This window comes from Burkholderia sp. RF4-BP95, from assembly GCF_001521985.1.
Taxonomy (GTDB): Bacteria; Pseudomonadota; Gammaproteobacteria; order Burkholderiales; family Burkholderiaceae; genus Burkholderia; species Burkholderia diffusa.
Window position 1 is genome coordinate 199,293 of sequence record NZ_LOSX01000073.1, and the last position, 21,174, is coordinate 220,466.

Sequence of the window (21,174 nt, forward strand, 5' to 3'; positions counted from 1 at the left end):
GTCACGGTGCGCCGTCCGCGTCCGGCACGTCCACGTCGAACGCGTGGATCGCGACGCGTTCGCGGTCCGCGCTCGACAGGTGGCGCACGCACGGCGCTTCGGCGACGCGCTGCCAGTGTGTCCGCGCGCGGTCGACCGCGAACACGGCGACCTCCTTGCGGAGGCGCCCGTCGTTGTGAGCGATGTATTGCAGCGAGTCGGGCACGTCGAACGCGCGATCGGTCGGATTCACGCCGTACGACAGCACGAAGTCGAGCACGAGCGCGCCGTCGTCGAGATGCGGCGGCTTGACGTCGTTGCCCGGATGCTGGCGCCATTTCAGGAAGTCGAGGCAGATGTCGATGCCGAACGGCGGCGCGTCGCCGAGCCGGTTGTCGAAGCTGTCCGACAGGCGCGGCCCCTGGTACGGCGACGACGGCGGCGCCTCGGCCGTTGCGCTTTGCGGCGATACGTCGCTCGTCTTCAGCACCTCGACCAGCGTGCCGTCGCCGAGCCGAAACGTGTGGGTGAACGGCGTGTCGAGCGCGTCGACCGATTCGCCGTAGTCGATCCACGACGTGTGCCGCTTCGGCCAGATCGCCGCGCGGCGCGATGCGTCGCCGTCGCCGTCGCCGTCTTCGTCGCGCGCGAGCGGCGGCAGGAAATTGGTCGTCGCGAACGTGAAATTCAGCGACACGTACGGCCCGACGAGCGGGCCGTCATCGGGCACGTCGGCCGCCGTCTCGTGTTTGACGAGCATCGCGACGGTGCCGGGCAGGAACACGATCTGCCCGTACCGATGCACCGGAAAGCGTTCGGCGACCGCGCCGATCGCGCGCCGTACGGGGTCGAGCTGCAGGTCGACCAGCGCATGGAGTTCGTCGACGTCGTGCAGCGCGCCCCACGGCACGTTCCAGTAGAACTCGGGCGCGGTGACGAACGTGACGCAGCGCGCATCGTCATCTTTCGCGTCGCGGCGGACGGCTTCGAACGCGCTCGACAGCGCACCGCTCAGGTGATTGAGCGCGACCCGCTGCACGCGTGCAGCATACGCGTCGAGTGCTTCGTCGGGCGCGCGCAAGGGCTTGCAGTCGCACGCGTGGCGCACGGAAACGATTCGGACTGCTTGTTTCATGATGGATTCCTCTTCCTCGATGACGGCGGTGCAGCGCTTCAGGCCGCGTCGCCTTGGCTTCACACGGACGTGATGTCGGTGATCCAGAACCACGGGTTCGCGTACGGCCCGTCGACGACCTTGGCGACGGTTTGTCCGGGGCCCGGATCGAGCGTGCCGGGCACCCAGGTTTCGTAATGGATCGGCGAGAAGTACAGGCGGCCGAACACGTAGTCGAACGCGATGCGCGCGCGATTGCCGCCGCGAAACAGTGCGTTCGTGCCCGCCGTGTATTCGACGTAGCCGGTCGTTTGCGTGCCGCCGCCGCGACCGCTCGAATTCGCCTTGAACGTGCGTGCATAGCGTTCGTACAGCTTCGCGCGTTCGGTGAGCCCGTCGAACGGGTCCGTCTGCGTGCCGTACGTGAAGGTCGGCAGATAGCGGGGCACGTTCTGGTGGATCTGCCGCATCGCGCCGAGCACGTCGCCGCCGATATGGCGCCCGGGCGGACCGCGATCGACGACGCGCGCGGACGTCGCGATCTCGGACATCAGTGCCCGCAACTCGGGCGGCGCGTCGAGCCGCGCGAACGGAATCACGTACATCGGCAGTGCGCAGCCGGTCTGCTGCTTGCCCGCGCGTGGCGTATCGCCGGCATTCGCGATCAGGCCCAGTACGAACGTTTCCCAGCGCAGCGACGTGTTGAAGTCGAGTCCAGACATGAATGGCTCCTTCGTCTGCATCAGGACGGGTCGCCGAGCGGGAAACCCTTCGCCGCCCAATTGTTGAAGCAGGCCGTGCGATCGTCGTTCGGCGCATAGGTCGCGAGCGTGCCGTCGAGCAGGCCGGCGATCGCATGCTCGGTGCGCGCGAAGCGCAGCGCCTCGGACAACGCGATCACGAGCCGTGTGAGATCGGGCTTGAACGGTGCGGGTTTCGACGCGTCCGCCGGCTTGAGCTTCGACAGCGTCCACACGGCCTGATGGAGGTTGCTCGGATTGATCGTCGGCAACGGATCGGTCGCGTAGCCGAGCCAGCCGTACGAACCGTCGCCGCCGAGCGTTGCCGCACCGGCCGGCGTGCCGCCCGGAAACGGCCGGATGTCGAACACGAAGGCGGTGCCGCCCTGGCTGACGAAGCCGAGCGTATACAGCGACGCGTCGACGGCGGGCCCGTTCTTCGCGGCTTGCCACGCGAGGTTCAGCAGCAGCGACACGCGCGGCGCGCCGGTGTCGTCGCCGATCACGACGTCGACGGCTTGCCGCGTCGCGCGCGTGCCGTTCCGGCGGATCGCGTCGCGCAGCGCCGTGAGGTCGTCCTGATAGTCACTGCCGGTGGTGAGTCGAAGTCGCACGATGTTCGCTCCTGTCGATGACCCGGCGTCGCTCGGCCGTCGAGACGGCGCGCGGGTCGAAGCGAATGCGCTGCCGTGCGGCCACTGTGCGCGGCGCGCGGCGGGCGAACAATGCGGCGGAAGTCATGGTCCGGCGCGTGACCGAACACCCGGGAAGCGGGTGTCGGATCGGGTCGACGCAGGCGACGAAGGGGCGAGGCGACTGCGTGTGGAAGATCGGCAACGTCGGCGGCGCGCTTCGTGCGTTGCCGGACAGCATGAGCGCAGCGCGCCGAAAAACAAAACGGCCAGGCATGCCGGTCGCGGCAAGCCTGGCCGTTGGCGTCCGGTTCGTCGAACGCGGCGCGAATGCGCGTGTTACTCGAACGTTTCGAGCGCAAGCAGTTCGTCGATCGTCTGCCGGCGGCGGATCAGCCGCGGCGTGCCGCGATCGACGAGCACTTCCGGCGCGAGCGGCCGGCTGTTGTAGTTCGAGGACATCGATGCGCCGTATGCGCCCGCGTCGTGCAGGAACAGCAGGTCGCCGATCTGCGGCTGCGGGAGCTTGCGGTGCGTGACCACACCGCCCGCGTCCTGCGTGAACACGTCGCCGGACTCGCACAGCGGCCCTGCGATCGCGATGTCGACGAGCGGCCGGCCGGCGGGCAGCGCGCCGTCGTGCGCGTGCACGGACACCGCGTGGTAGCTGCCGTACATCGACGGACGCATCAGGTCGTTGAAGCCCGCGTCGATCAGCACGAAGTCGTGCTTCGGCCGGCGGTTCACGGCCTGCACTTCGGTGACGAGCGTGCCGGCTTCCGCGACGAGGAAGCGGCCCGGTTCGATCTCGATGCGCACGGCATGGCCGAGATGCCGTTCGATCCGCTTGCGCGCGGCGTCCCACTGGCTGAAGTAGTGGCCGACGTCGACGCGCGGCTCGCCGTCGCGATACGGAATTGACAGCCCGCCGCCGGCGGAGATCGCTTCGATGTCGTGGCCGAGCGTCGTGACGAGGTCGACCATCGCGTCGCACACCTGCGACAGATGGCCGTAGTCGACGCCCGAGCCGATATGCATGTGGATGCCGACCAGCTTCAGCCCGTACTGGCGCACGATCTCGATCGCGCGCGGCACGTCGTCGATCCAGATGCCGTGCTTGCTTTGCGGGCCGCCGGTGTTGGTCTTGTTGCTGTGGCCGTGGCCGAAGCCGGGATTCACGCGCAGCCATACGCGATGGCCGGGCGCATGCTCGCCGACGCGCGCGAGCATGTCGAGCGAGCCGGCGTTCACGGTCACGCCGTGCTTCAGCACGGCCGCGAGCGTCGGGCGGTCGATCAGGTCGGCCGTGAATACGACGCCTTCCGGTTCGCCTGCCGGACTGAATCCGGCCGCGAGGCTGCGCTCGATCTCGCCGAGCGACACGGCGTCGACGCACGCGCCTTCGTCGCGCATCAGCTTCAGGATATGCAGGTTCGAGTTCGCCTTCTGCGCATAGCGGATCACGTCGAACTGGCGCAGTTGGGCGATGCGATCGCGGATGACGTCGGCGTCGTACACCCACAGCGGGGTGCCGTATTGCTGCGCGAGCGCCGCGAGCTGGCGGGAATCGAGGGACATGGCGGAAGAATCGGATCGATTGAACGGATAGCGTGAATGATGCGCCTGAACGGCTATACAGTAAAATGCCTGTTTATCAAGATTCGATTCATTTCTGATATAGACGATCATGCTCACACACCGGCACATCGAGGTCTTCCGCGCGCTGATGGTCACCGGCAGCACGACGCGCGCGGCCGAGATGCTCTATACGTCGCAGCCGACGATCAGCCGCGAGCTCGCGCGCATGGAGCAGGTGATCGGTTTCGCGCTGTTCGAGCGCTCGCACGGGCGCTTGCGGCCGACGATGGCCGCGCTCACACTGTTCGACGACGTGCGGCTCGCGTATGTGGGGCTCGAGCGCGTCGCGGCGACGGCCGCGCGGCTGCGCGAGTTTCGCGACGGGCAGTTGTCGGTGATCGCGCTGCCGGCGTTTTCGCACGCGATCCTGCCCGGCGCCTGCCGGCGTTTCCATGACGCGCATGCGGGCGTCAGCGTGTCGGTTGCGACGCAGGAGTCGCCGGTGCTCGAGGAGTGGCTGACCGCGCAGCGCTACGATCTCGGGCTGACCGAACACGACATCGCGCCGGCCGGCACGGTCCTCACGCCATTGCTCGAAGTCGACGAGGTATGCGTGCTGCCGGACGGCCATCCGCTGCTCGCGCAACCGGCGATCGATCTCGCGGATCTCGCCGATCGCCCGTTCGTGAGCCTGTCGCTGAACGACCCGTACCGGATCCTGATCGACGAGGCGTTCGCGCAGCTCGGCGTCGCGCCGCGTTCCGTCGTCGAGACGCCGTCGGCCGTGTCGGTGTGCGCGTTCGTGCGGCAGGGGCTCGGCGCCGCGATCGTCAACCCGCTGACCGCGCTCGATTTCGTCGGGCGCGACCTGCACGTGCGGCCGCTCACGCGCTCGTTTCCGTATCGCGTCAGCGTGATCGTGCCGGAGCACCGGCCGAAGAGCCTGCTCGTCGACGCATTCGCCGAAGCGCTGCGCGGCGAAGCGCACGCGATTCGCCAACGGCTCGCCGCGCTGCCCGTATGATGGGCGTTTCGCTGCGCGCCGGGTCAGCCTCCTCGTCATCTTCATGGAAACGCAACCCGTCATGACCGACGCTTCCTCTTCCCTCGAACTCGAACAACCGACGCTCGCCGGCGAGCGCATCGTACTGCGGCCGCTCGAGGCATCCGACCGGCAGGCGTTGCTCGATGCGGCGGCGGACGGCCGGTTGTGGAATCTGAAGGTCACGGTCGTGCCGGGCGAGGACACGGTCGACGCCTACATCGACACGGCGCTGCAAGGTCGCGCGGCCGGCACCGTGATGCCGTTCGTGATCGTCGATCGGGCGTCGGGCCGCGCGATCGGCAGCACGCGTTTCTGGAAGATCGACCGCAAGAATCGCAAGCTCGAGATCGGTCATACGTGGCTGAGCGAATCGGCGCAGCGCACGCGCGCGAATACCGAGGCGAAATGGCTGCTGCTCTCGTACGCGTTCGACACGCTGCACTGCGTGCGCGTGCAGTTCACGACCGACGAACTGAACGAGAAGTCACGCGCGGCGATTCTGCGACTCGGCGCGAAGCAGGAAGGGATCGTGCGACACGAGCGGATCATGCCCGACGGCCGCAAGCGCAATTCGGTGCGCTTCAGCATCATCGACGACGAATGGCCGGACGTGCGCGAGCGGTTGCGGGCGAAGCTCGCGACTTGACGCGAACCGGGTGCCGCTGGCGTCGCGCCGCCGGAAGGGGCGGCGACGCGACGAGGGGGAAGCGGGGAGCCGCGCGCGATGCGCGGCGGGGCATCGCGTTACTGCGCCGATGCGAGGTGGTGACGCTGCGCAAGCTTCTGCGCGTCCGCGTAGTGCGCCTGCAGGATCGGCAGCGCCTGACGTGCGACTTCCTTCAGCTTCGTATCGCGGCCCGAAGCGATTTCAGCCTGGAATGCCGAGATCGTCTTTTGCTGGCCGGCGAGCGCGACCTGCTCGATGTATGCCTTGTCGAATTCCGCGCCGCGCAGGTTCTTGATGCTGTCCAGCACGGCCGTGTCGGGATCGTTGGCCGGCACGTCGACGCCGCGCGGGCTGGCCGCGCGCATCGCCTGGATGATCTTCTCGTCGTCGGTCGACACGCGCTGCGCGAACGCCTTCACCTGGCTGTCCGACGTGCGCGAATTGGCGATGCGCGCGGCGTCGTGCTGCGTCGACACGGTCTTCGTGCCGTCGGTGATGAAAGCCTGGTCGGCTTCGTGGATGCGCGTTTGCGTGGCGGCGGCCGGTGCGGACGGCGCCGGCTGCGCGGTTTGCGCGGTCGCCGTCACGGCGACGAGAAGCAGGCCAGCGGCAGACAGTGCAAGGCGCGAGATGTGGGGAAAGCGGTTCATGGGACCTCCTTTCTATCGGGGCTCTGATTAACGGGCGGATCGGATGATCCGCAGCTGTGCGAGAGACCGGGCGCGCCCGGGCCGGATTCGATGGCCGCTCTGCCGCGGCGGCGTTCGAAGTGTTTCCCGGCCCGACTGATTCTAGGAGAGCGCTCGGGTAGCAGGTGCAACCGCGCTGTGGTTTGTGTAACGGTTGGTAAGACGAATCGATGCGGGTGCGAGCGGGCAGGTAGGGCGTACCTGTCGCGCGCATCGTGGCGGCAATTTTTGCGTGCGCGTGTCATCGGCGTTTCATCGTCTTGCGCAGGAAACGCGTCGATTATTTCGCGACGAGATACGTCGAATCGAACGCGCGATGCGCGCTGCGTCCTCACACGCGATCGAGCAATGCGTCGAGACGCGGCAGCAACGGCGTCGCGCAATGCGCCTGCAACGCATCGGCGGCCGTGTAACCCCACGCGACGCCCTGGAAGGCGATCCGCGCGCGGCGCGCCGCGTCGGCGTCGCGGATTTCGTCGCCGACATACAGCACGTCGTCGGGCTGCATGCCCGTTTCGCGCACGAGCGCGCGCAGCCGGCGCGCCTTGCCGAACAGCGGAATGCCGCACGCGAACGTATCGACGCATCGGCTCGCATGCGGGCCGAGCCGGTCGCGCACGATGTCCTCGCTGTTCGACGTCGCGATCGCGATGCGGATGCCGCGCGCGGCGAGCGCGTCGAAGGTCGTGTCGACGCCGGGAAACAGCTTCACGTGCGCGATGCGCGGCCGCATCAGCCGGCGCATGTCGAGCGTCACGCGCGGCACTTTCCACATCGGCACCTCGAGCGCGCGGATGATCTCGCGCGCCGACATGCCGCGCAGCGCCGGACGCAGTTCGGGCGTCGCGTCGCGAAAGCCGTGCATGCGCGACGCTTCCGTCAGCGCCGCGAGAAAGCAGTCGAGCGAATCGGCGAGCGTGCCGTCGAAGTCGAACGCGATGAGTCGATAGGGCATGAAGCGATGCGGCGAGTTCATTGAGCCGGTGACGATATCACCGAATCGAGCCGGATGTGCCCGGGGCGAGGCGGGATGGTCGAGCAGACGCCGGGGGTGTCGCGCGGCTGGGTCGTCACCAACGAGGGGATGCACGGTTACGGCTGCGCATGCCTTGACCTGGAAATCGACCCGCGCACCCGCGAGGTGACGCGGATCGTGGTGGCCCGGCCGCTCCCGTTGAAGCGCTGCAAGACCGATCGGGCGTTGCCGGCTTCATAAGCGGCGGCGGGGACGGAGGCGGGATTGGCACTACGCGTAATGGTAGCGGCAGGACACGATGCTGATCTGAAGATCGTCCGCTTCATAGACCAGACGGTTCGTATCGTCGATGCGGCGCGACCAGAACCCGGACAGATTGGCCTTCAGCGGCTCAGGTTTGCCGATGCCTTCGAACGGCGTCCGTTGGGCTTCGCGAATGAGCTGGTTGATGCGCTTGAGTGTCTTGCGGTCCTGCCCTTGCCAATAAACGTAGTCGTCCCATGCGTCGGAAGTAAAGAGCACGCGGCGTACGCTCATTCATCGTCCCCCGCCAGCTTGTGCTCTTTCGTCTTGCCCTTGCGCAGTTGCGCGATCGAGCGTTCGAGATGAGCGACGTTGGCCGGGGAGCGGAGCAGATGAACTGTCTCCATCAGGCTGTCGTAGTATTCCTGCGACATGATGACTGCGTTCGGCGCGTCGCGACGAGTGATGAGCGTCACGTCAGCGTCGTCGACAACCTGATCGATGACCGTCTTCAGATTGCCGCGGGCATCCGAAAAGTGAATGGTGCGCATGATTTTCTCAACTTGTACTTGAAATTGTACAAGTATAACATGGGCGCATTTTCTGTACGGATTGTTGTACATGTCGGCTCGGCGTCGCTTGTCGCCCACCCCGCACCGCGCTATCGTTGCTGCTCCGCCCCCGCCCTGACCGGAGAGCCGACGTGCCCGCAGCCACTCCCGCCACGCTGAGATTTTCCACCGACAAGCGCGAACTCGACATCGACGCGATCTTCGATTTCCTGCATCGCGATGCGTACTGGTCGCAGGGGATTCCGCGCGATGTCGTCGAGCGCGCGATCGACGGCTCGCTGTGTTTCGGCGCGTATGTGGACGACCGGCTCGTCGGGTTCGCGCGGCTCGTGACCGACCACGCGACGTTTGCGTACCTGTGCGATGTCTTCGTCTTGCCGGCCGACCGCGGCAACGGCTATGGCCGCGCGCTGATCGACCACGTATTCGCGCAGCCGATGGTGCGGAGCCTGCGCCGCATCATGCTCGTGACGACCGACGCGCACGAACTGTACCGGCCGGTCGGCTTCGGGCCGTCCGCGAATCCCGAGCGGCTGATGGAGATTCGCCGCCCCGACATCTACGCGAAACGCTGACGCGCGGCGAGCGCATACAATACGCGCTTTCGTTTTTGCCGAAGGGAAGCAGATCATGACCGAACAGGAAGCCGAACAGCTCGCCACGCATCGTCACTACAAGGGCGGGCTGTATCGCTACATCGGCGTCGCCCGTCATTCCGAAACCGAGGAATCGGTGGTGGTGTACGAGCATCTGTGGCCGCATGCGCGCGGCCTGTGGGTGCGGCCGGAAGCGATGTTCAACGAGAACCTGCCGGACGGCACCCCGCGCTTTCGCAAGCTGCGCGACTGAGTCGTGGCAGGGGGCGGGAGACCGGCGCGCCGCCGCGCAATCGCAGGCGGCACGCGCGTCGCCGTTGCCCGTTGCCAGTCGCCGTTCCGCCGGCGTTACGCGCCGGCCAGCGCCTTCGACAATTCGGGCGGCGCGTGCGCGACCGTCACCTCCGGCGTGCCATGCCACGCCGCCAGCCGTTTCACGGCCTTCGCGACGTCGGCCGCGAGCCCCGTGCCGAACCGCACGCCAGGCTCGACATGCACCGCCTTCAATTCGAACGTGCCGAGCGCGCGATGCGCTTTCGCGTCGACGCGCCCGATCAGCCGGCCGCGATGCAGCACCGGCAGGCAGAAATAGCCGTAGCGCCGCTTGTGCGCGGGCGTATAGCACTCGATCGTGTAGTCGAACCCGAATAGCGTCGACGCGCGCCGCCGGTCCCACACCACCGGATCGAACGGCGACAGCAGCGTCGTCACGGTCGAGCGCAGCGTATCGTCCGCGGCGGCCGGCAGCAGCGCCTCGAGCGAGCGATGCACGTAGGCGGGCTCCTTCCAGTCCGCGATCTCCACCGGAATCAGCTCGCCCGCCTCCGCGAGCCGCTCGAGCTCCGTGCGGTACGAACGGCGCGGCAGCCGGTAGTAATCGGCCACCCAGTCCGCGCGCACGATGCCGAGCGCGCGGCACGTGTAGTCGAGCAGCGCGGGCAGCACCGCGTCGCGCGGCGGCAGGTCGCGCGCATCGTCCCAGTCGGGCAGCACGCGCTCGCGCACGTCGTAGATCCGCTGAAAGTTGCGGCGTTCCGATACCATCAGGTCGCCGGTCGTGAACAGCACCTCCAGGTGTCTTTTCTCGGGCTTGCGGTCCCACCATCCGTTGCCCTTCGCGCCGTCTTCGCGAATGAAATCCGCCGACCGCACCGGCCCTTCGTCGCGAATCCGCGCGAGCATGCGGTCGATGTCCGCGCGATTCTGCTCGTGCCATTCGGCCGCGTATTTCCAGCCCATTCCCGACGGATCGAGCATCTTGTAGCGCATCAGCCCGAATTGCTCGATCGGCAGGAAGCACGCCTCGTGCGACCAGTATTCGAACAGGCGCGCCTCGGCGAGATGTTCGTCGAGCCACTGCGGGGCGAAGTCGCCGAGGCGGCTGAACAGCACGAGATACGGGCTGCGCGCGACGACGTGAATGGTATCGATCTGCAACTGCGCCATCCGGCGGATCGTGTCGAGCACGTCGGCCTTGGTGGCCTTGCGGCGGGGCGGGGTCAGCAGGCCCTGCGCGGCGAGATGCAGCGCGCGGGCGGCGGCGGGCGAGAGCGTAAGCATCGGAACGGCGGCTGAGGGTGGCGGTCGGGCACCACTTTAGCGCGAAAGCGGCGCACGTGCGCGATGCATGCATGCAACGCGTCTGACAATGCTTGACAGATGCGCGGCGCGACTTTCCCTATAGTGCAGTCATGGCGCGACGAAATGTGCGCGCAACGATTCGGCTTCCGACGCACATATGTCCATGGCACGCAGGAAGCAGATCCGGGATTCTCAACCCCCAACGAGAGACCCGGAGCCCTGAGCGGACATCCATGCGGCTGTGCACCGGCCCCGTGTGGATGTCCGCTGATTTTTTTTGTTTTCCGGCTCTTCCGCCGCCTGCCTTTCCCTCTCCAGCCAGCACGTTCATTGCCGCTTGCCGCGCGCGACTTCGTCGCCGGCGCCGGGCGGCAGCCGTCGCGTGATCGGAATCGACGCGAACGAACACAGCCCGACCACGACGAACGCGGGCCAGAAATCCGACCACACCATCGTCTGATGCCCCTGCAGCCAGTGCGACACGTGCAGCACCAGGCCGGCGACCGTCACGCCGAGCCCGAGCGACATCTGCTGCACGACACTGCCGAGGCTCGTCGCGCGGCCTGCATCGGCCTGCGAAATATCCGCGTAGATCATCGAATTCAGGCTCGTGAACTGCAGCGCGGGGAAGATGCCGCCGACCAGCACGATCGTCCAGATCGCCCAGGTCGCCATGCCCGGATGGAACACGCCGTAGGCGGCGATCGCGAGCCCGGCGAACGCGGCGTTGTAGATCAGCACCGTGCGAAAGCCGAAGCGGCGCAGCGTATGGGTGGCCGTCGAGCGGCTCACCGCGCCGCCGAGCGCGGATGCGCAGGTGATCAGCCCGGAGTGGAACGCGCTCATCCCGAGGCCTTCCTGGAGCGCGAGCGGCAGCAGGAACGGCACCGCGCCGAGGCCGATGCGGAACAGCGACCCGCCGACCACGCTCGCGTGGTAGGTCGGGATCTTCAGGAAACTGAGGTCGAGCACCGGACGCGTCTTGCGGCGCGCATACGGCACGTAGAGCGCGAGCATTGCCGCGCCGGCCGCGCACATCAGGAGCGCGTTGCCGCGCGACGTGAGCGAGCCGTCGATCAGCGTGAGGCCCATCAGCAGCAGCGCGGCGCCGCTCGCCGACAGCAGGAATCCGAACCAGTCGAGCGGGCCGGGATCGGCCTCGTGCGTGTTCGCGATGTGCTTGCTCGCGAGGTAGATCCCGTAGATGCCGATCGGCACGTTGATGAAGAAGATCATCCGCCAGTGCAGGTAGGTCGTGATGAAGCCGCCGACGAGCGGCCCGAGCGTCGGCCCGAACAGCGCGGGAATCGCGAGGTAGTTCATCGCGCGCACGAGATCGGAGCGCGGCACCGCGCGGAAGATGATGATCCGGCCGACCGGCACCATCATCGCGCCGCCGACGCCCTGCACGAAGCGCGCGAACGTCAGCACGCCGAGCGAGTTGGAGGCCGCGCACATCAGCGAGCCGGCGACGAAGATGCCGATCGCGGTGCGGAAGACGGAGCGCGCGCTGAAGCGGTCGGCAAGCCATCCGCAGATCGGGATGAATACGCCGAGGCCGACCACGTAGGACGTGATCGCAATGTTCAGTGTGACGGGATTGTGCCCGAAGTCCCTCGCCATCGCGGGCAGTGCGGTGACGATGATGTTCGCGTCGACGCTTTCCATGAACAACGCACAGGCAACGATGAGCGGTGCTAGAAAGACGGGCGACATGGGCAGGGCGCGCGGTAAAGGCGCCATTATGCCCACAATGTGGTCGTTGCGTCACGCGAGACAACGGTTGTTCCGCATGTTGCAACAGTCGTTCCTGTTACCGCGTGTGAAAGAAGGGACGACTGCGATGCCGGATGCGATTCGTGACATGACACATGACGCGCGCCCGCGGTGGCCGCCGCGAAACTTGCGTGCGATGCGCGTTTCGTGCGACAGTCGGAACTCATCTGCGTAATACAACGACGCGCATCGATCGACGGCCATCGAGACGAGCGCACGCGCGAACGAGACCCCTGCCGAACCATTCGTCATCGAAAGGAGGGGACACGTCATGACGCCACGTCGTGCCGCATCGAACGCATCGCATCCTGCCTCGCATCCGCCCGTTCCCGCGCCGCGTCTGCGCTGGGCCGCCGTCCTCGCCGTCGCTTACCTCGCCGTCGCCGGTTGCGCGGCGCAGGCCGACAGCGCAAATCAGGCCGCGTTGCAGGCGGGCAGCCAGTCCGCCGCGCCCGCCACGGCGACGCTCGCGAGCCCGGCTTCCGGCGCGCTGCTGCCGCCGCCGAGCCAGCTCTACGGCGACCTGTTCGTCGCCGTGCAGACGGCGCAAATCTATCCCGACCAGAAGACCTTCGTCGACGCGACGCCCAACACCGATCCGGCGACGATCGTACAGTTGTATCAGCAACAGAAGTCGCAGCCGGGCTTCTCGCTGAAGGCGTTCGTCGACCAGCATTTCACGCCGCCGCCGGAAGGCGGGGTCACGCCGCCCGCGAACCAGACGCTGCGCCAGCACATCGACTGGCTGTGGCCGCAGCTCACGCGCACCAGCACGACGGTGCCGCCGTACAGTTCGCTGATCGCGATGCCGAAGCCGTACGTGGTGCCGGGCGGCCGCTTCCGCGAAGGCTACTACTGGGATACCTATTTCACGATGCTCGGGCTGCAGGTGTCGGGGCGCGAGGATCTCGTCGACGACATGCTCGACAACTTCGCGTATCTGATCGACACGGTCGGCCACATCCCGAACGGCAACCGCACGTATTACGCGAGCCGCTCGCAGCCGCCGTTCTTCGCCTACATGGTCACGCTCGCCGCGCAGGTCGAAGGCGACAAGGTCTACCAGAAATACCTGCCGGCGCTGCGCAAGGAACATGCGTACTGGATGCAGGGCGAAACCACGACGCCGCGCGGGCAGGCCGCGCGCAACGTGGTCGCGATGCCGGACGGCGCGGTGCTGAACCGCTACTGGGACGCGAGCGACACACCGCGCGACGAGTCGTATCTCGAGGACGTGACGACCGCGAAGGCGGTGCCGAATCGTCCCGCGAACGAGGTGTACCGCGACCTGCGCGCGGGCGCCGAAAGCGGCTGGGACTACAGCTCGCGCTGGTTCGGCGACGGCAAGACGCTCGCGACGATCCGCACGACGTCGATCGTGCCGGTCGACCTGAACAGCCTGATGTTCCATCTCGAGACGACGATCGTGAAGGGCTGCGCGGTCACGCGCGACATCGCGTGCGTGGCGGATTTTTCCGGACGGGCGGCGCGGCGCGCGGCGGCGATCAACCACTATCTGTGGAATCGCCGCGGCTATTACGGCGACTATGACTGGCAGTTGCGCAAGGCGCGCGACGGCGTGACGGCCGCCGCACTGTATCCGCTGTTCGCGGGCGTCGCGTGGCCCGAACGCGCGAAGGCGACCGCGCGCGAGGTGCGCAAGACGCTGCTGCAACCGGGCGGCCTCGCGACGACGACCGAGAACACCGGCCAGCAATGGGACGCACCGAACGGCTGGGCGCCGCTGCAGTGGATCGCGATCGACGGGCTGCGCCGCTACGGCGAACCGGCGCTCGCGAAGGACATCGGCACGCGCTTCCTGGCCGACGTGAAGCATGTGTATGCGACCGAAGGCAAGCTCGTCGAGAAGTACGTGGTCGAAGGGGCCGGCGCGGGCGGCGGCGGTGGCGGCGAATATCCGCTGCAGGACGGCTTCGGCTGGACCAACGGCGTCACGCTGAAACTGCTCGGGCTGTATGGCGAGTGACGGGCCGCATGCGTTGCAGGCACGCACGTAAACGGACACGGGCCGGATCGCCGCGCGCGCGGCAGTCCGGCCCGTGTCGCATGCGCGGGTGTCAGAACGTGATCGTCGTGCGCACGCCGACCACCGTTTCGTCGCCGATGCGCGCGCCGGCCGCGTTCGGGTTCGGGATGCCGCCGCCCGGCCGGAAGAAGTGTTGCACGTCGGCCTGCAGTTGCCACCACGGCGCGACCTGGTACTGATAGGTCGCCTCGATCACCGTTTCCGCGCGACGCACCGGATAGCCGGGTGTCGTATACGTGCCGGTGTCGCCGTCGAGCGCACGGGCATGCGAGCCGATCTTCGCGTAGCCGATCGCGATGCCGGCCGTATCGTCGTCGCGGCCCTTGAACGGCGCCTTGAGCGTCACCCCCGCATTCGCCGCGAAATCGACGACGTTGCGATCGCCTGGCGCGCCCATTACGCGCGCGAACACGCCGACCGAACGCGGGCTGTCCGCCGACGGCCGCCACACCATCTGATCCGCGACCGCATAGAAACCGTAGTTGCCGCGATGCGTGGCGGGGATGCCGTTGCTGGCCGGATTCGCGAGCGACAACCCGTCGGTGCCGAGGCGCGGATCGTTCGTGTGCTGCGACTGATACCAGAAGCCGAGCTTATACGTGCCCGGCAGGCCGGCCGGTTGCGGCGCCTTCGGGTCGGCCGACGGCGCGTTCAGCGCGTACTGGAGTTCGCCGATCACGAATGCGCCGCTGCGCAGATTGAAGTTGGTGCCGTGCGCGTTCAGCACCTGCGCGTCGCCGTCGCTGCGGCCGGCCGGGTTGCCGTCGAACACGCCGACCATCGCGGTCCACGCGTCGGCCGGCTTCACGCGCAGCCGCACGCCGAGCGACGACAGCGGATACGCGGGGCCGCCGGACGGCAGGTCGGTCGACGGCAGCACGGGCCAGCCGAACGTCGCGTTCATGAACGTCGCCGCGTACTGGCTCACCATGAATTCCTGGTCGACGCTCTGCTGGCCGACCCGCACGTCGGCCTTGCCGGCGAGGAACGCCTGCTGGTACCAGAGCTCCCACAGCCGCGTGGTCGAATTCGCCTCGATGCCGGTCGCGGTCTGCAGCGTCTGCAAATAGCGCTGCGTGAGGTTGGTGCCGTGGATCTGCAGCGCCGACACGTTGAACGTGCCGCCCGGCAGCCCGACCGCCTTTTCCGTATCGACGTTGAAGCCGAATTGCGTGAGGCCCTGATAGGCGCCGCCGCGCTGCGTGCCGCCCGCGGCGTTGTACAGGTATTCGCTGGTTTCCTGCAGGTTCAGCGTGACGCCGTGATCGCCGAGCACGTCGCGCAGGCCGCCCATGTTGCCGAACAGGTTCGAGCGCTCCCAGAAACCGGTGGGCGCGGGCGCGGCAGCATCGGCGGCCGGTGCGGGGGCGGCGTCGCTGACGCCGGGCGCCGGCTCGGCCGCGGCGGCCGGCGACGACGATTGCGCGAACGCGGGCGCGGCGGCGAGCGACAACAGCAACGCGGCGAGCGCATCGAGGCGCGGTGTACGCGGTGCGGATTCGAAGCGATTCTTCATGCGGGCTCCGTTGTTTGATTGATTAGCTTGACTGAAGAAATGGAAACGTGAAGCGATGGCGCGGGTACGGGCGGCGCGTTCCGCATTGCCGTTCATGGCAGCCAGCCCCCGATCCGCCATACGTGCGCGAAGCCGAGGCGCGACGCGCCCGTGCAGAGCAGCGCGACGAGCGCGATGGCGGCCGCCATCGCACCGACCAGCACGCAGTCGAGCGGGCGCGGCGCTTCCGGCAGGTGGGCGAGGGCGCTGCCGCGCCAGTTGCCGAACGCGTGGACGAGCGGCGAAACAGCCGAAACCAACGAGCGGTCGGACGCGACGTGGATGAGTCGCTTGAGTCTGGCCGCGAACGATTGAAAGAACATGACGAACCTCCGTCCGGTCCGGCACATGCCGGACGACGTGATCGAGCGCGGGTGCATGACGCGACCTGCGATCGGCGGTTGGAACGTAACGGAGCGTGCGACGGACGGGCCGACTGTGCCGGCACCGGGGGAAGCGCGCTAACCCGACGAATGCGAGCTAGCGGCGAATGACATGCGTCTGGCTGCTATCTCGCGATGGCTTGGCCGGCCTGGACCGGCATCGAACTGCAACTGGAGCATGTGTCCACGAAGGGACTCCCTTGATGAATTGGGGCGGATTGTAGTCGCGAGCTTTGCTGCGGTGCAAGTAAAAAAGCAGCGGCGTTGCGCGTATTGCGTCGGCAGCAGCACCGCGCGCGAGCCGCCGACACCCGGCGCGACCGCCCGCCGGCGGCACGCGGCGACTGTTGCTCGCACGCATCGGCGGCGCGCGCCGTGCGACGCGTTGAAAGGTTGCGGCGCGTCATTCCGGGCGCGAATCTTTCAGCGTGTAGGGGACGGAAAAAATATTCCCCGGAGGGCGTGCCAGAGGGTTGACTTCCGTTTCGGCCGGTCCATAGAATCCGGCATCTTCACTCTTGGGGCCGCCGCCTTGGACGCCTGCAGTAGTCGATCTTTGAACGAAATTTCCGCCTGAGCGACCGACGTCCGCGCCTCATCGAAGCCGCCGTTTGTCATCCAGGCAAACGGTGCGCGCAGCAGTATTCCGCAGCAACTCCCTACGTGCACCCTGATTCGCGCCGGTTAGCGTGATGCGTTTGCGCATGCGCCCTCCGGTTTCGCCGCCGCCCGGCGCGCGGCCGCGTTCGCGCATGCGTTTCGCATGCACCCGAACGGCGGCCCGCGCCGCGCGGCGGTCAATCGTGTTCTCCGGAACACCGCACAGGAGCCGCCGTGAACGACAGTGACAGTTGTCCCATATGCCCGTTGCACCAACAGACCCTTTTGAACCCGGGTCGCAGGGACAATCCGGCCGACTAGCCTGACACGTCGTTCAGGCCCCGGACTGGCCCCGCGCCCACCAAGCGGCCGGCACGCATGCCGTTGCCGCCAGGAGCCAGACCATGAACTTCGGCCTTCTGCTGTCGAACCTCCCGCACGTCACGGAATCGCGTCCGCATTACGACGCGATGCTGACGCTCGACGCCCGTCCGCGGGTGTTCTCCCGTTTGCTGAACCACCTGAAATCGTTGATCCGCTGAAGAAGCGCCGAGCGCGTCTCGGCATGCGCGCGCGGCCTCGTTCCGCGCGCGTATTCCAAGGCCACACGCTTGCCGGATAAAAAACCAGCCGTACGGAATTCATCATGTCCACGCCATCGAACGTCTCTCCACCGATCGCCGTCGAACGCAGCGCCGTGCTCGACGAAGCCCACCTGGGCGACATCCGCGGTGCGCTCGGCACCATCGCACATCACGACACCGCCGCGCGCGGCACGTGGTGGGCGCGCCTGCGCACGCTGCTCGCGATCATCGGCCCCGGCCTGATCGTGATGGTCGGCGACAACGACGCCGGCGCATTCGGCACCTATACGCAGGCCGGCCAGAACTACGGCACGACGCTGCTGTGGACGCTGCTGCTGCTCGTCCCGGTGCTGTACGTGAACCAGGAGATGGTGCTGCGCCTCGGCGCGGTCACCGGCGTCGGCCACGCGCGCCTGATCTTCGAGCGCTTCGGAAAGTTCTGGGGCGCGTTCAGCGTGATCGACCTGTTCCTGCTCAATGCGCTGACGATCGTCACCGAATTCATCGGCATCACGTTCGTGCTGGCTTTCTTCGGGCTCCCGAAGGTTGCGGGCGTCTGCGTGGCGGCCGCGTTGACGATGGCGGCGGTGAGTACCGGCGACTTCCGGCGCTTCGAGCGGTTCGCGATCGTGCTGTGCGTGATGAGCCTGCTGCTCGTGCCGGTGCTCGTGTCGATCCACCCGCCGGTGGCGCAGATGTCGCGCGACTTCTTCGTGCCGAACTGGCCCGTGCACGCAAAACTCTCCGATGTGATGCTGCTCGTGATCGGCATCGTCGGCACGACGGTCGCGCCATGGCAGCTGTTCTTCCAGCAGAGCTACGTGATCGACAAGCGCATCACGCCGCGCTTCATGAAGTACGAAAAGGTCGACCTGTGGATCGGCATCGCGTTCGTGCTGATCGGCGCGGTCGCGATGATCGGCTTCAGCGCCGCGCTGTTCGGCGGCCATCCGGAAGCGGGCAGCTTCACCGACGCGGGCGGCGTGATCGCGGGCCTCGAGAAATATGCGGGCCGCACGAGCGCGACGCTGTTCGCGGTCGCGCTGCTCGACGCGTGCATCATCGGCGCGGCGGCGGTGTCGCTGTCCACCGCGTACGCGATCGGCGACGTGTTCAAGATCCGCCATTCGCTGCATCGCGGCGTGTCCGATGCGAAGGGCTTCTATCTCGTCTATTTCGGCATCGTCGCGGCGGCTGCCGCGCTCGTGCTGATTCCGGGCAGCCCGCTCGGCCTGCTGACCGAAGCGGTGCAGACGCTCGCCGGCGTGCTGCTGCCGAGCGCGACCGTGTTCCTGCTCGTGCTCTGCAACGATCGCCAGGTGCTTGGGCCCTGGGTCAACTCGACGAAGCTCAACGTGTTCACGGGCGCGGTGATCTGGGTGCTCGTGCTGCTGTCGATCATCCTGACCGCATCGGTGATGTATCCGGACATCAGCGGCGAAGCGATCGTCGACGTGCTGGTCGGCGGCACCGTGCTCGCGATCGCCGGTTATCTCGCGACGGTGCTCATTCGCCGCAACAAGCATGTCGTCGAGCCGGGCATCGACCGCGCGCTGCGCCCCACGTGGCGCATGCCGCCGCTCGAGACGCTCGAACCGCAGAACATGACGGTCGCGACGCGCGTCTGGATGGCCGTGCTGCGCGGCTATCTGGTGATCGCCGTCGGTCTCGTGATCGTCAAGGTCGTGCAGATGACGCTGCTGAAGTAACGCCGCACGGGGTGATCGTCAGGTGTACGGACATGCCGGCCCGCGAGGCCGGCATGTCCGTTTACGCGGGTTCGTCGGGGGCGCGTCAGATCAGCTCGAGCTTCGACGTCAGGTACGTGAGCTGGATCCGGTTCGCGACGCCGAAGCGTTTGCGCAGCTTGCGCAGGTGATAGTCGACGTTGTGCGCGCTGGTGTCGAGGCGCCGGCCGATCTCCTTGTCCGACGCGCCTTCCGCGATGCCCAGCAGCAGTTCCTGTTCGAACGGCGTGAGCCCGTTCACGGCGCGTTCGCGCGACGTCGCGATCAGTTGCGGCGACGCGAACTTGTGCACCGACAGCCCGATCGACAGCGCCTGCTCGATCGTCGCCGGCGTGATCCACTCGCGCGTGCGGCGCGGCGCGGTGAAGCTCATGAACGCATGCAGCCGCGTGCCGGGCACGGCCATCGAATACATGATGCCGCTGCACATGCCGTCGTCCTGCATCGTCTGCAGGAAACCGTCGAGCGCCGCCGGCGTCACGCACGGGCCGTCGTCGCGTTCGCGATGTTCGCGGCGCAGTTGCTGCAGGTCCCACACGATCGGCATGTTGCATACGCGCGCGCCGAGCGTGCGCGGATCGATGTCGTGATGGTTGTGCCGCACGTAGTCGCCGCGATAGGTGGTCGGCGTGAACGCCTCGTGCAGGTAGAGACTTTCGACGCGCTCCCGCGAGAATTCGAGCGCGAAATAGGCGAACGTCGAGAAGCCCGTCAGGTGCAGCAGGCTTGCGACGATCCGGTTGCGTTCGGCGGTGCTCTGCGCGTGCGCGAGCGTATCGGCGACGCCGAGTTTCGGCGCGTGCGGCTGCGCGATGTCGCCGCGCTTGACGTCGTCGCACCAGACGACCTGCACCGGGCGCGCTCTCGACGCGTCGGTGCAGGGGGCCGTCCGTCGCGACGGACGGGACAACGTTGGGGCGACCGCTTCTTCTTGCAATGCAATATCGGACATGTGCCATCCCTCGGAATCGACGCGCATCGCGTGGCGGCAGCCGTGTCGTGCACGGCGTTCGCGACGATGCGATCGAGCATCTTTATGATATGCGCAGATCATCATCCAGACGAAACGCGGGGGCATTGTACAAAAATGCCTCTGTACGCGTAATATGCCGTAATACTAATTCGGGCGAAAGGTTCATATTCGCACCGGTATAGAGACAACCAGAAAAACATAAAGAAAAGACCAGATCGTGACGGGGCAGGTTCACATATTGGGAAAGGGTGGGCTCCTCATGACATATGCTGACGACGCGCCACGCGTCGAGTGGTTCTCGCAAGCCGATATTGCGGTCGCTGCCGCTTATTCGAAAGAAATTCATGCAATCGAGCGTGACGTTTTTACCGGCATTCAAATCGCGCCAGGTAAATCCGACCTTGCGCCTGTCGATTTCGCCCAATGCCATTCCCGATTGCGGCAAATCGGTTTCAGCACGCTCGGTTACGGCGCGTATGAAATGATCGGGCGGCGCATTCTGTGCGCGCATCTGCTGCGCGATCTCGCGCCCGCGACGTTCATGCAGCCGTATATCGAGGGCATGCTCTACGAGAGCGATCCGCGTTTCGCGCAGGTGCGGCAGAGCGGCTTTCCGGTCGCGTGGCGGCTCGACGAGATCGAGTCGGCCGCGCAGGGCAGCGGCGACCGCAAGGTGCTCGCGCTGGCCGGCCATCTGCGTGCGCATGCAATGAACAGCGGCGTGATTTTCAGCCTGTCGGCGCCGCGGCTCGACTTGCGCGTCGCGGTGAACGTGACGTCGGAAGCGCACGGCACCGAGTGGATCGACGATCGCGTGATCGGCGGCGCGCTGTCGGTGAGCCTCGCCGTGCATCGCGTCGCGCTGCCGTTTCTCGAGGCGCGCATCGCGCGCATGCGCGGCTTCGCGCTCGGCGACGAGCAGCAGGAGGTGCTCGAGCGCCTCGTGCGCGGGCTGTCCGACCAGGAGATCGCGAGCGCGCTGCGCACGTCGCTGCACAAGGTCGGTCACCATATCCGTTCGCTCGAAAAACTCTTCAACGTCCAGAATCGCGCGCAGCTCGCGTATCTCGCCGCACGCCGTCTGGAGTCCTGACCC

General features: G+C 67.0%; 22 protein-coding genes. 9 read left to right on the forward strand and 13 right to left on the reverse strand.

Annotated features, from left to right (window positions below; translation table 11 throughout):
• Window position 1 precedes the first annotated feature (1 nt).
• The 4 genes from WS46_RS25290 to lysA all read right to left on the reverse strand — a co-directional run bounded on the left by WS46_RS25290 (window position 2) and on the right by lysA (window position 4,100).
• Complete coding sequence (locus tag WS46_RS25290; protein WP_059692127.1) at window positions 2-1,114, reverse strand: hypothetical protein; 1,113 nt, start codon at window positions 1,112-1,114, stop codon at window positions 2-4.
• A 59-nt stretch (window positions 1,115-1,173) separates the two neighbouring features.
• Window positions 1,174-1,815, reverse strand: a complete 642-nt coding sequence (locus WS46_RS25295; RefSeq protein ID WP_059692197.1) for a hypothetical protein — start codon at window positions 1,813-1,815, stop codon at window positions 1,174-1,176.
• Window positions 1,816-1,835: 20 nt separating this feature from the next.
• Window positions 1,836-2,447 (reverse strand): ribosome-inactivating family protein, encoded by a 612-nt coding sequence (locus WS46_RS25300; protein WP_059692128.1) that lies wholly within the window; start codon window positions 2,445-2,447, stop codon window positions 1,836-1,838.
• Window positions 2,448-2,804: 357 nt separating this feature from the next.
• Entirely contained in the window at window positions 2,805-4,100 is a 1,296-nt protein-coding gene (gene lysA / locus WS46_RS25305) for a diaminopimelate decarboxylase (protein WP_257130056.1), read from the reverse strand.
• A gap of 52 nt (window positions 4,101-4,152) precedes the next feature.
• Here lysA and WS46_RS25310 point away from each other — a divergent pair, with 52 nt between their 5' ends.
• Both WS46_RS25310 and WS46_RS25315 read left to right on the forward strand, forming a co-directional pair.
• A complete protein-coding gene (locus WS46_RS25310) occupies window positions 4,153-5,067 on the forward strand; it encodes a LysR family transcriptional regulator (protein WP_059692130.1) in 915 nt (304 codons plus the stop codon).
• Window positions 5,068-5,128: 61 nt separating this feature from the next.
• Window positions 5,129-5,734, forward strand: a complete 606-nt coding sequence (locus WS46_RS25315) for a GNAT family N-acetyltransferase (RefSeq protein WP_059692198.1) — start codon at window positions 5,129-5,131, stop codon at window positions 5,732-5,734.
• Between the two features lie 98 nt (window positions 5,735-5,832).
• Here WS46_RS25315 and WS46_RS25320 read toward each other — a convergent pair whose 3' ends face one another.
• Together WS46_RS25320 and WS46_RS25325 are read right to left on the reverse strand one after the other, a co-directional pair.
• Window positions 5,833-6,405 carry a DUF4142 domain-containing protein gene (locus WS46_RS25320; protein ID WP_059526798.1) on the reverse strand — a complete coding sequence of 191 codons (573 nt, stop codon included), beginning with the start codon at window positions 6,403-6,405 and terminating at the stop codon, window positions 5,833-5,835.
• Between the two features lie 370 nt (window positions 6,406-6,775).
• Window positions 6,776-7,399 (reverse strand): HAD hydrolase-like protein, encoded by a 624-nt coding sequence (locus WS46_RS25325; protein WP_059692199.1) that lies wholly within the window; start codon window positions 7,397-7,399, stop codon window positions 6,776-6,778.
• Window positions 7,400-7,474: 75 nt separating this feature from the next.
• Between WS46_RS25325 and WS46_RS25330 the strand changes: the two genes are divergently transcribed.
• Window positions 7,475-7,660 (forward strand): DUF4087 domain-containing protein, encoded by a 186-nt coding sequence (locus WS46_RS25330; protein WP_059526795.1) that lies wholly within the window; start codon window positions 7,475-7,477, stop codon window positions 7,658-7,660.
• 30 nt (window positions 7,661-7,690) lie between these two features.
• On the opposite strand, the gene WS46_RS25335 is transcribed toward WS46_RS25330, so the two are convergent.
• Window positions 7,691-7,957 (reverse strand): Txe/YoeB family addiction module toxin, encoded by a 267-nt coding sequence (locus WS46_RS25335; protein WP_012366508.1) that lies wholly within the window; start codon window positions 7,955-7,957, stop codon window positions 7,691-7,693.
• Entirely contained in the window at window positions 7,954-8,214 is a 261-nt protein-coding gene (locus WS46_RS25340; protein WP_059526792.1) for a type II toxin-antitoxin system Phd/YefM family antitoxin, read from the reverse strand. Before WS46_RS25340 ends, WS46_RS25335 begins: the two co-directional genes overlap by 4 nt.
• Window positions 8,215-8,366: 152 nt before the next feature.
• Here WS46_RS25340 and WS46_RS25345 point away from each other — a divergent pair, with 152 nt between their 5' ends.
• Both WS46_RS25345 and WS46_RS25350 read left to right on the forward strand, forming a co-directional pair.
• Entirely contained in the window at window positions 8,367-8,810 is a 444-nt protein-coding gene (locus WS46_RS25345; protein WP_059526789.1) for a GNAT family N-acetyltransferase, read from the forward strand.
• A 55-nt stretch (window positions 8,811-8,865) separates the two neighbouring features.
• Window positions 8,866-9,084 carry a DUF1653 domain-containing protein gene (locus WS46_RS25350; protein WP_006751720.1) on the forward strand — a complete coding sequence of 73 codons (219 nt, stop codon included), beginning with the start codon at window positions 8,866-8,868 and terminating at the stop codon, window positions 9,082-9,084.
• Window positions 9,085-9,179: 95 nt separating this feature from the next.
• Here WS46_RS25350 and WS46_RS25355 read toward each other — a convergent pair whose 3' ends face one another.
• Together WS46_RS25355 and WS46_RS25360 are read right to left on the reverse strand one after the other, a co-directional pair.
• The gene (locus WS46_RS25355) at window positions 9,180-10,391 is read right to left on the reverse strand and encodes a winged helix-turn-helix domain-containing protein (protein ID WP_059692131.1); all 1,212 of its coding nucleotides are present in this window, start codon (window positions 10,389-10,391) and stop codon (window positions 9,180-9,182) included.
• 348 nt (window positions 10,392-10,739) lie between these two features.
• Window positions 10,740-12,128 carry an MFS transporter gene (locus WS46_RS25360; RefSeq protein ID WP_059526783.1) on the reverse strand — a complete coding sequence of 463 codons (1,389 nt, stop codon included), beginning with the start codon at window positions 12,126-12,128 and terminating at the stop codon, window positions 10,740-10,742.
• 331 nt (window positions 12,129-12,459) lie between these two features.
• On the opposite strand from WS46_RS25360, the gene treA reads away from it, so the two are divergent.
• On the forward strand, window positions 12,460-14,175 hold the full coding sequence (gene treA, locus WS46_RS25365; protein ID WP_059692132.1) for an alpha,alpha-trehalase TreA: 1,716 nt from the start codon (window positions 12,460-12,462) through the stop codon (window positions 14,173-14,175).
• Window positions 14,176-14,266: 91 nt separating this feature from the next.
• Here treA and WS46_RS25370 read toward each other — a convergent pair whose 3' ends face one another.
• Window positions 14,267-15,751, reverse strand: a complete 1,485-nt coding sequence (locus tag WS46_RS25370) for a carbohydrate porin (RefSeq protein ID WP_059692133.1) — start codon at window positions 15,749-15,751, stop codon at window positions 14,267-14,269.
• A gap of 92 nt (window positions 15,752-15,843) precedes the next feature.
• Window positions 15,844-16,113, reverse strand: coding sequence for a hypothetical protein (locus WS46_RS25375; RefSeq protein WP_059692200.1), 270 nt, complete (start codon window positions 16,111-16,113; stop codon window positions 15,844-15,846).
• A 1,064-nt stretch (window positions 16,114-17,177) separates the two neighbouring features.
• Here WS46_RS25375 and WS46_RS36145 point away from each other — a divergent pair.
• Window positions 17,178-17,315: a hypothetical protein gene (locus WS46_RS36145; protein ID WP_175752182.1), complete on the forward strand. Its 138-nt coding sequence runs from the start codon at window positions 17,178-17,180 to the stop codon at window positions 17,313-17,315.
• 104 nt (window positions 17,316-17,419) lie between these two features.
• A complete protein-coding gene (locus WS46_RS25380) occupies window positions 17,420-19,066 on the forward strand; it encodes an NRAMP family divalent metal transporter (RefSeq protein ID WP_059692134.1) in 1,647 nt (548 codons plus the stop codon).
• Between the two features lie 85 nt (window positions 19,067-19,151).
• Here the strand turns inward: WS46_RS25380 and WS46_RS25385 are convergent, their stop codons facing one another.
• Window positions 19,152-20,057 (reverse strand): LuxR family transcriptional regulator, encoded by a 906-nt coding sequence (locus WS46_RS25385; RefSeq protein WP_059527214.1) that lies wholly within the window; start codon window positions 20,055-20,057, stop codon window positions 19,152-19,154.
• 280 nt (window positions 20,058-20,337) lie between these two features.
• On the opposite strand from WS46_RS25385, the gene WS46_RS25390 reads away from it, so the two are divergent.
• Complete coding sequence (locus WS46_RS25390) at window positions 20,338-21,171, forward strand: autoinducer binding domain-containing protein (RefSeq protein WP_059526771.1); 834 nt, start codon at window positions 20,338-20,340, stop codon at window positions 21,169-21,171.
• Window positions 21,172-21,174: the final 3 nt, after the last annotated feature.

Bases quoted from the DNA above. Each gene is read 5' to 3' on its own strand.
- WS46_RS25290 (WP_059692127.1), bottom strand. From the start codon at position 1,114: ATGAAACAAGCAGTCCGAATCGTTTCCGTGCGCCACGCGTGCGACTGC.
- WS46_RS25295 (WP_059692197.1), bottom strand. From the start codon at position 1,815: ATGTCTGGACTCGACTTCAACACGTCGCTGCGCTGGGAAACGTTCGTA.
- WS46_RS25310 (WP_059692130.1), top strand. From the start codon at position 4,153: ATGCTCACACACCGGCACATCGAGGTCTTCCGCGCGCTGATGGTCACC.
- WS46_RS25315 (WP_059692198.1), top strand. From the start codon at position 5,129: ATGACCGACGCTTCCTCTTCCCTCGAACTCGAACAACCGACGCTCGCC.
- WS46_RS25320 (WP_059526798.1), bottom strand. From the start codon at position 6,405: ATGAACCGCTTTCCCCACATCTCGCGCCTTGCACTGTCTGCCGCTGGC.
- WS46_RS25325 (WP_059692199.1), bottom strand. From the start codon at position 7,399: ATGCCCTATCGACTCATCGCGTTCGACTTCGACGGCACGCTCGCCGAT.
- WS46_RS25330 (WP_059526795.1), top strand. From the start codon at position 7,475: ATGGTCGAGCAGACGCCGGGGGTGTCGCGCGGCTGGGTCGTCACCAAC.
- WS46_RS25335 (WP_012366508.1), bottom strand. From the start codon at position 7,957: ATGAGCGTACGCCGCGTGCTCTTTACTTCCGACGCATGGGACGACTAC.
- WS46_RS25340 (WP_059526792.1), bottom strand. From the start codon at position 8,214: ATGCGCACCATTCACTTTTCGGATGCCCGCGGCAATCTGAAGACGGTC.
- WS46_RS25350 (WP_006751720.1), top strand. From the start codon at position 8,866: ATGACCGAACAGGAAGCCGAACAGCTCGCCACGCATCGTCACTACAAG.
- WS46_RS25355 (WP_059692131.1), bottom strand. From the start codon at position 10,391: ATGCTTACGCTCTCGCCCGCCGCCGCCCGCGCGCTGCATCTCGCCGCG.
- WS46_RS25360 (WP_059526783.1), bottom strand. From the start codon at position 12,128: ATGTCGCCCGTCTTTCTAGCACCGCTCATCGTTGCCTGTGCGTTGTTC.
- treA (WP_059692132.1), top strand. From the start codon at position 12,460: ATGACGCCACGTCGTGCCGCATCGAACGCATCGCATCCTGCCTCGCAT.
- WS46_RS25370 (WP_059692133.1), bottom strand. From the start codon at position 15,751: ATGAAGAATCGCTTCGAATCCGCACCGCGTACACCGCGCCTCGATGCG.
- WS46_RS25375 (WP_059692200.1), bottom strand. From the start codon at position 16,113: ATGTTCTTTCAATCGTTCGCGGCCAGACTCAAGCGACTCATCCACGTC.
- WS46_RS36145 (WP_175752182.1), top strand. From the start codon at position 17,178: ATGAACTTCGGCCTTCTGCTGTCGAACCTCCCGCACGTCACGGAATCG.
- WS46_RS25380 (WP_059692134.1), top strand. From the start codon at position 17,420: ATGTCCACGCCATCGAACGTCTCTCCACCGATCGCCGTCGAACGCAGC.
- WS46_RS25385 (WP_059527214.1), bottom strand. From the start codon at position 20,057: ATGTCCGATATTGCATTGCAAGAAGAAGCGGTCGCCCCAACGTTGTCC.
- WS46_RS25390 (WP_059526771.1), top strand. From the start codon at position 20,338: ATGACATATGCTGACGACGCGCCACGCGTCGAGTGGTTCTCGCAAGCC.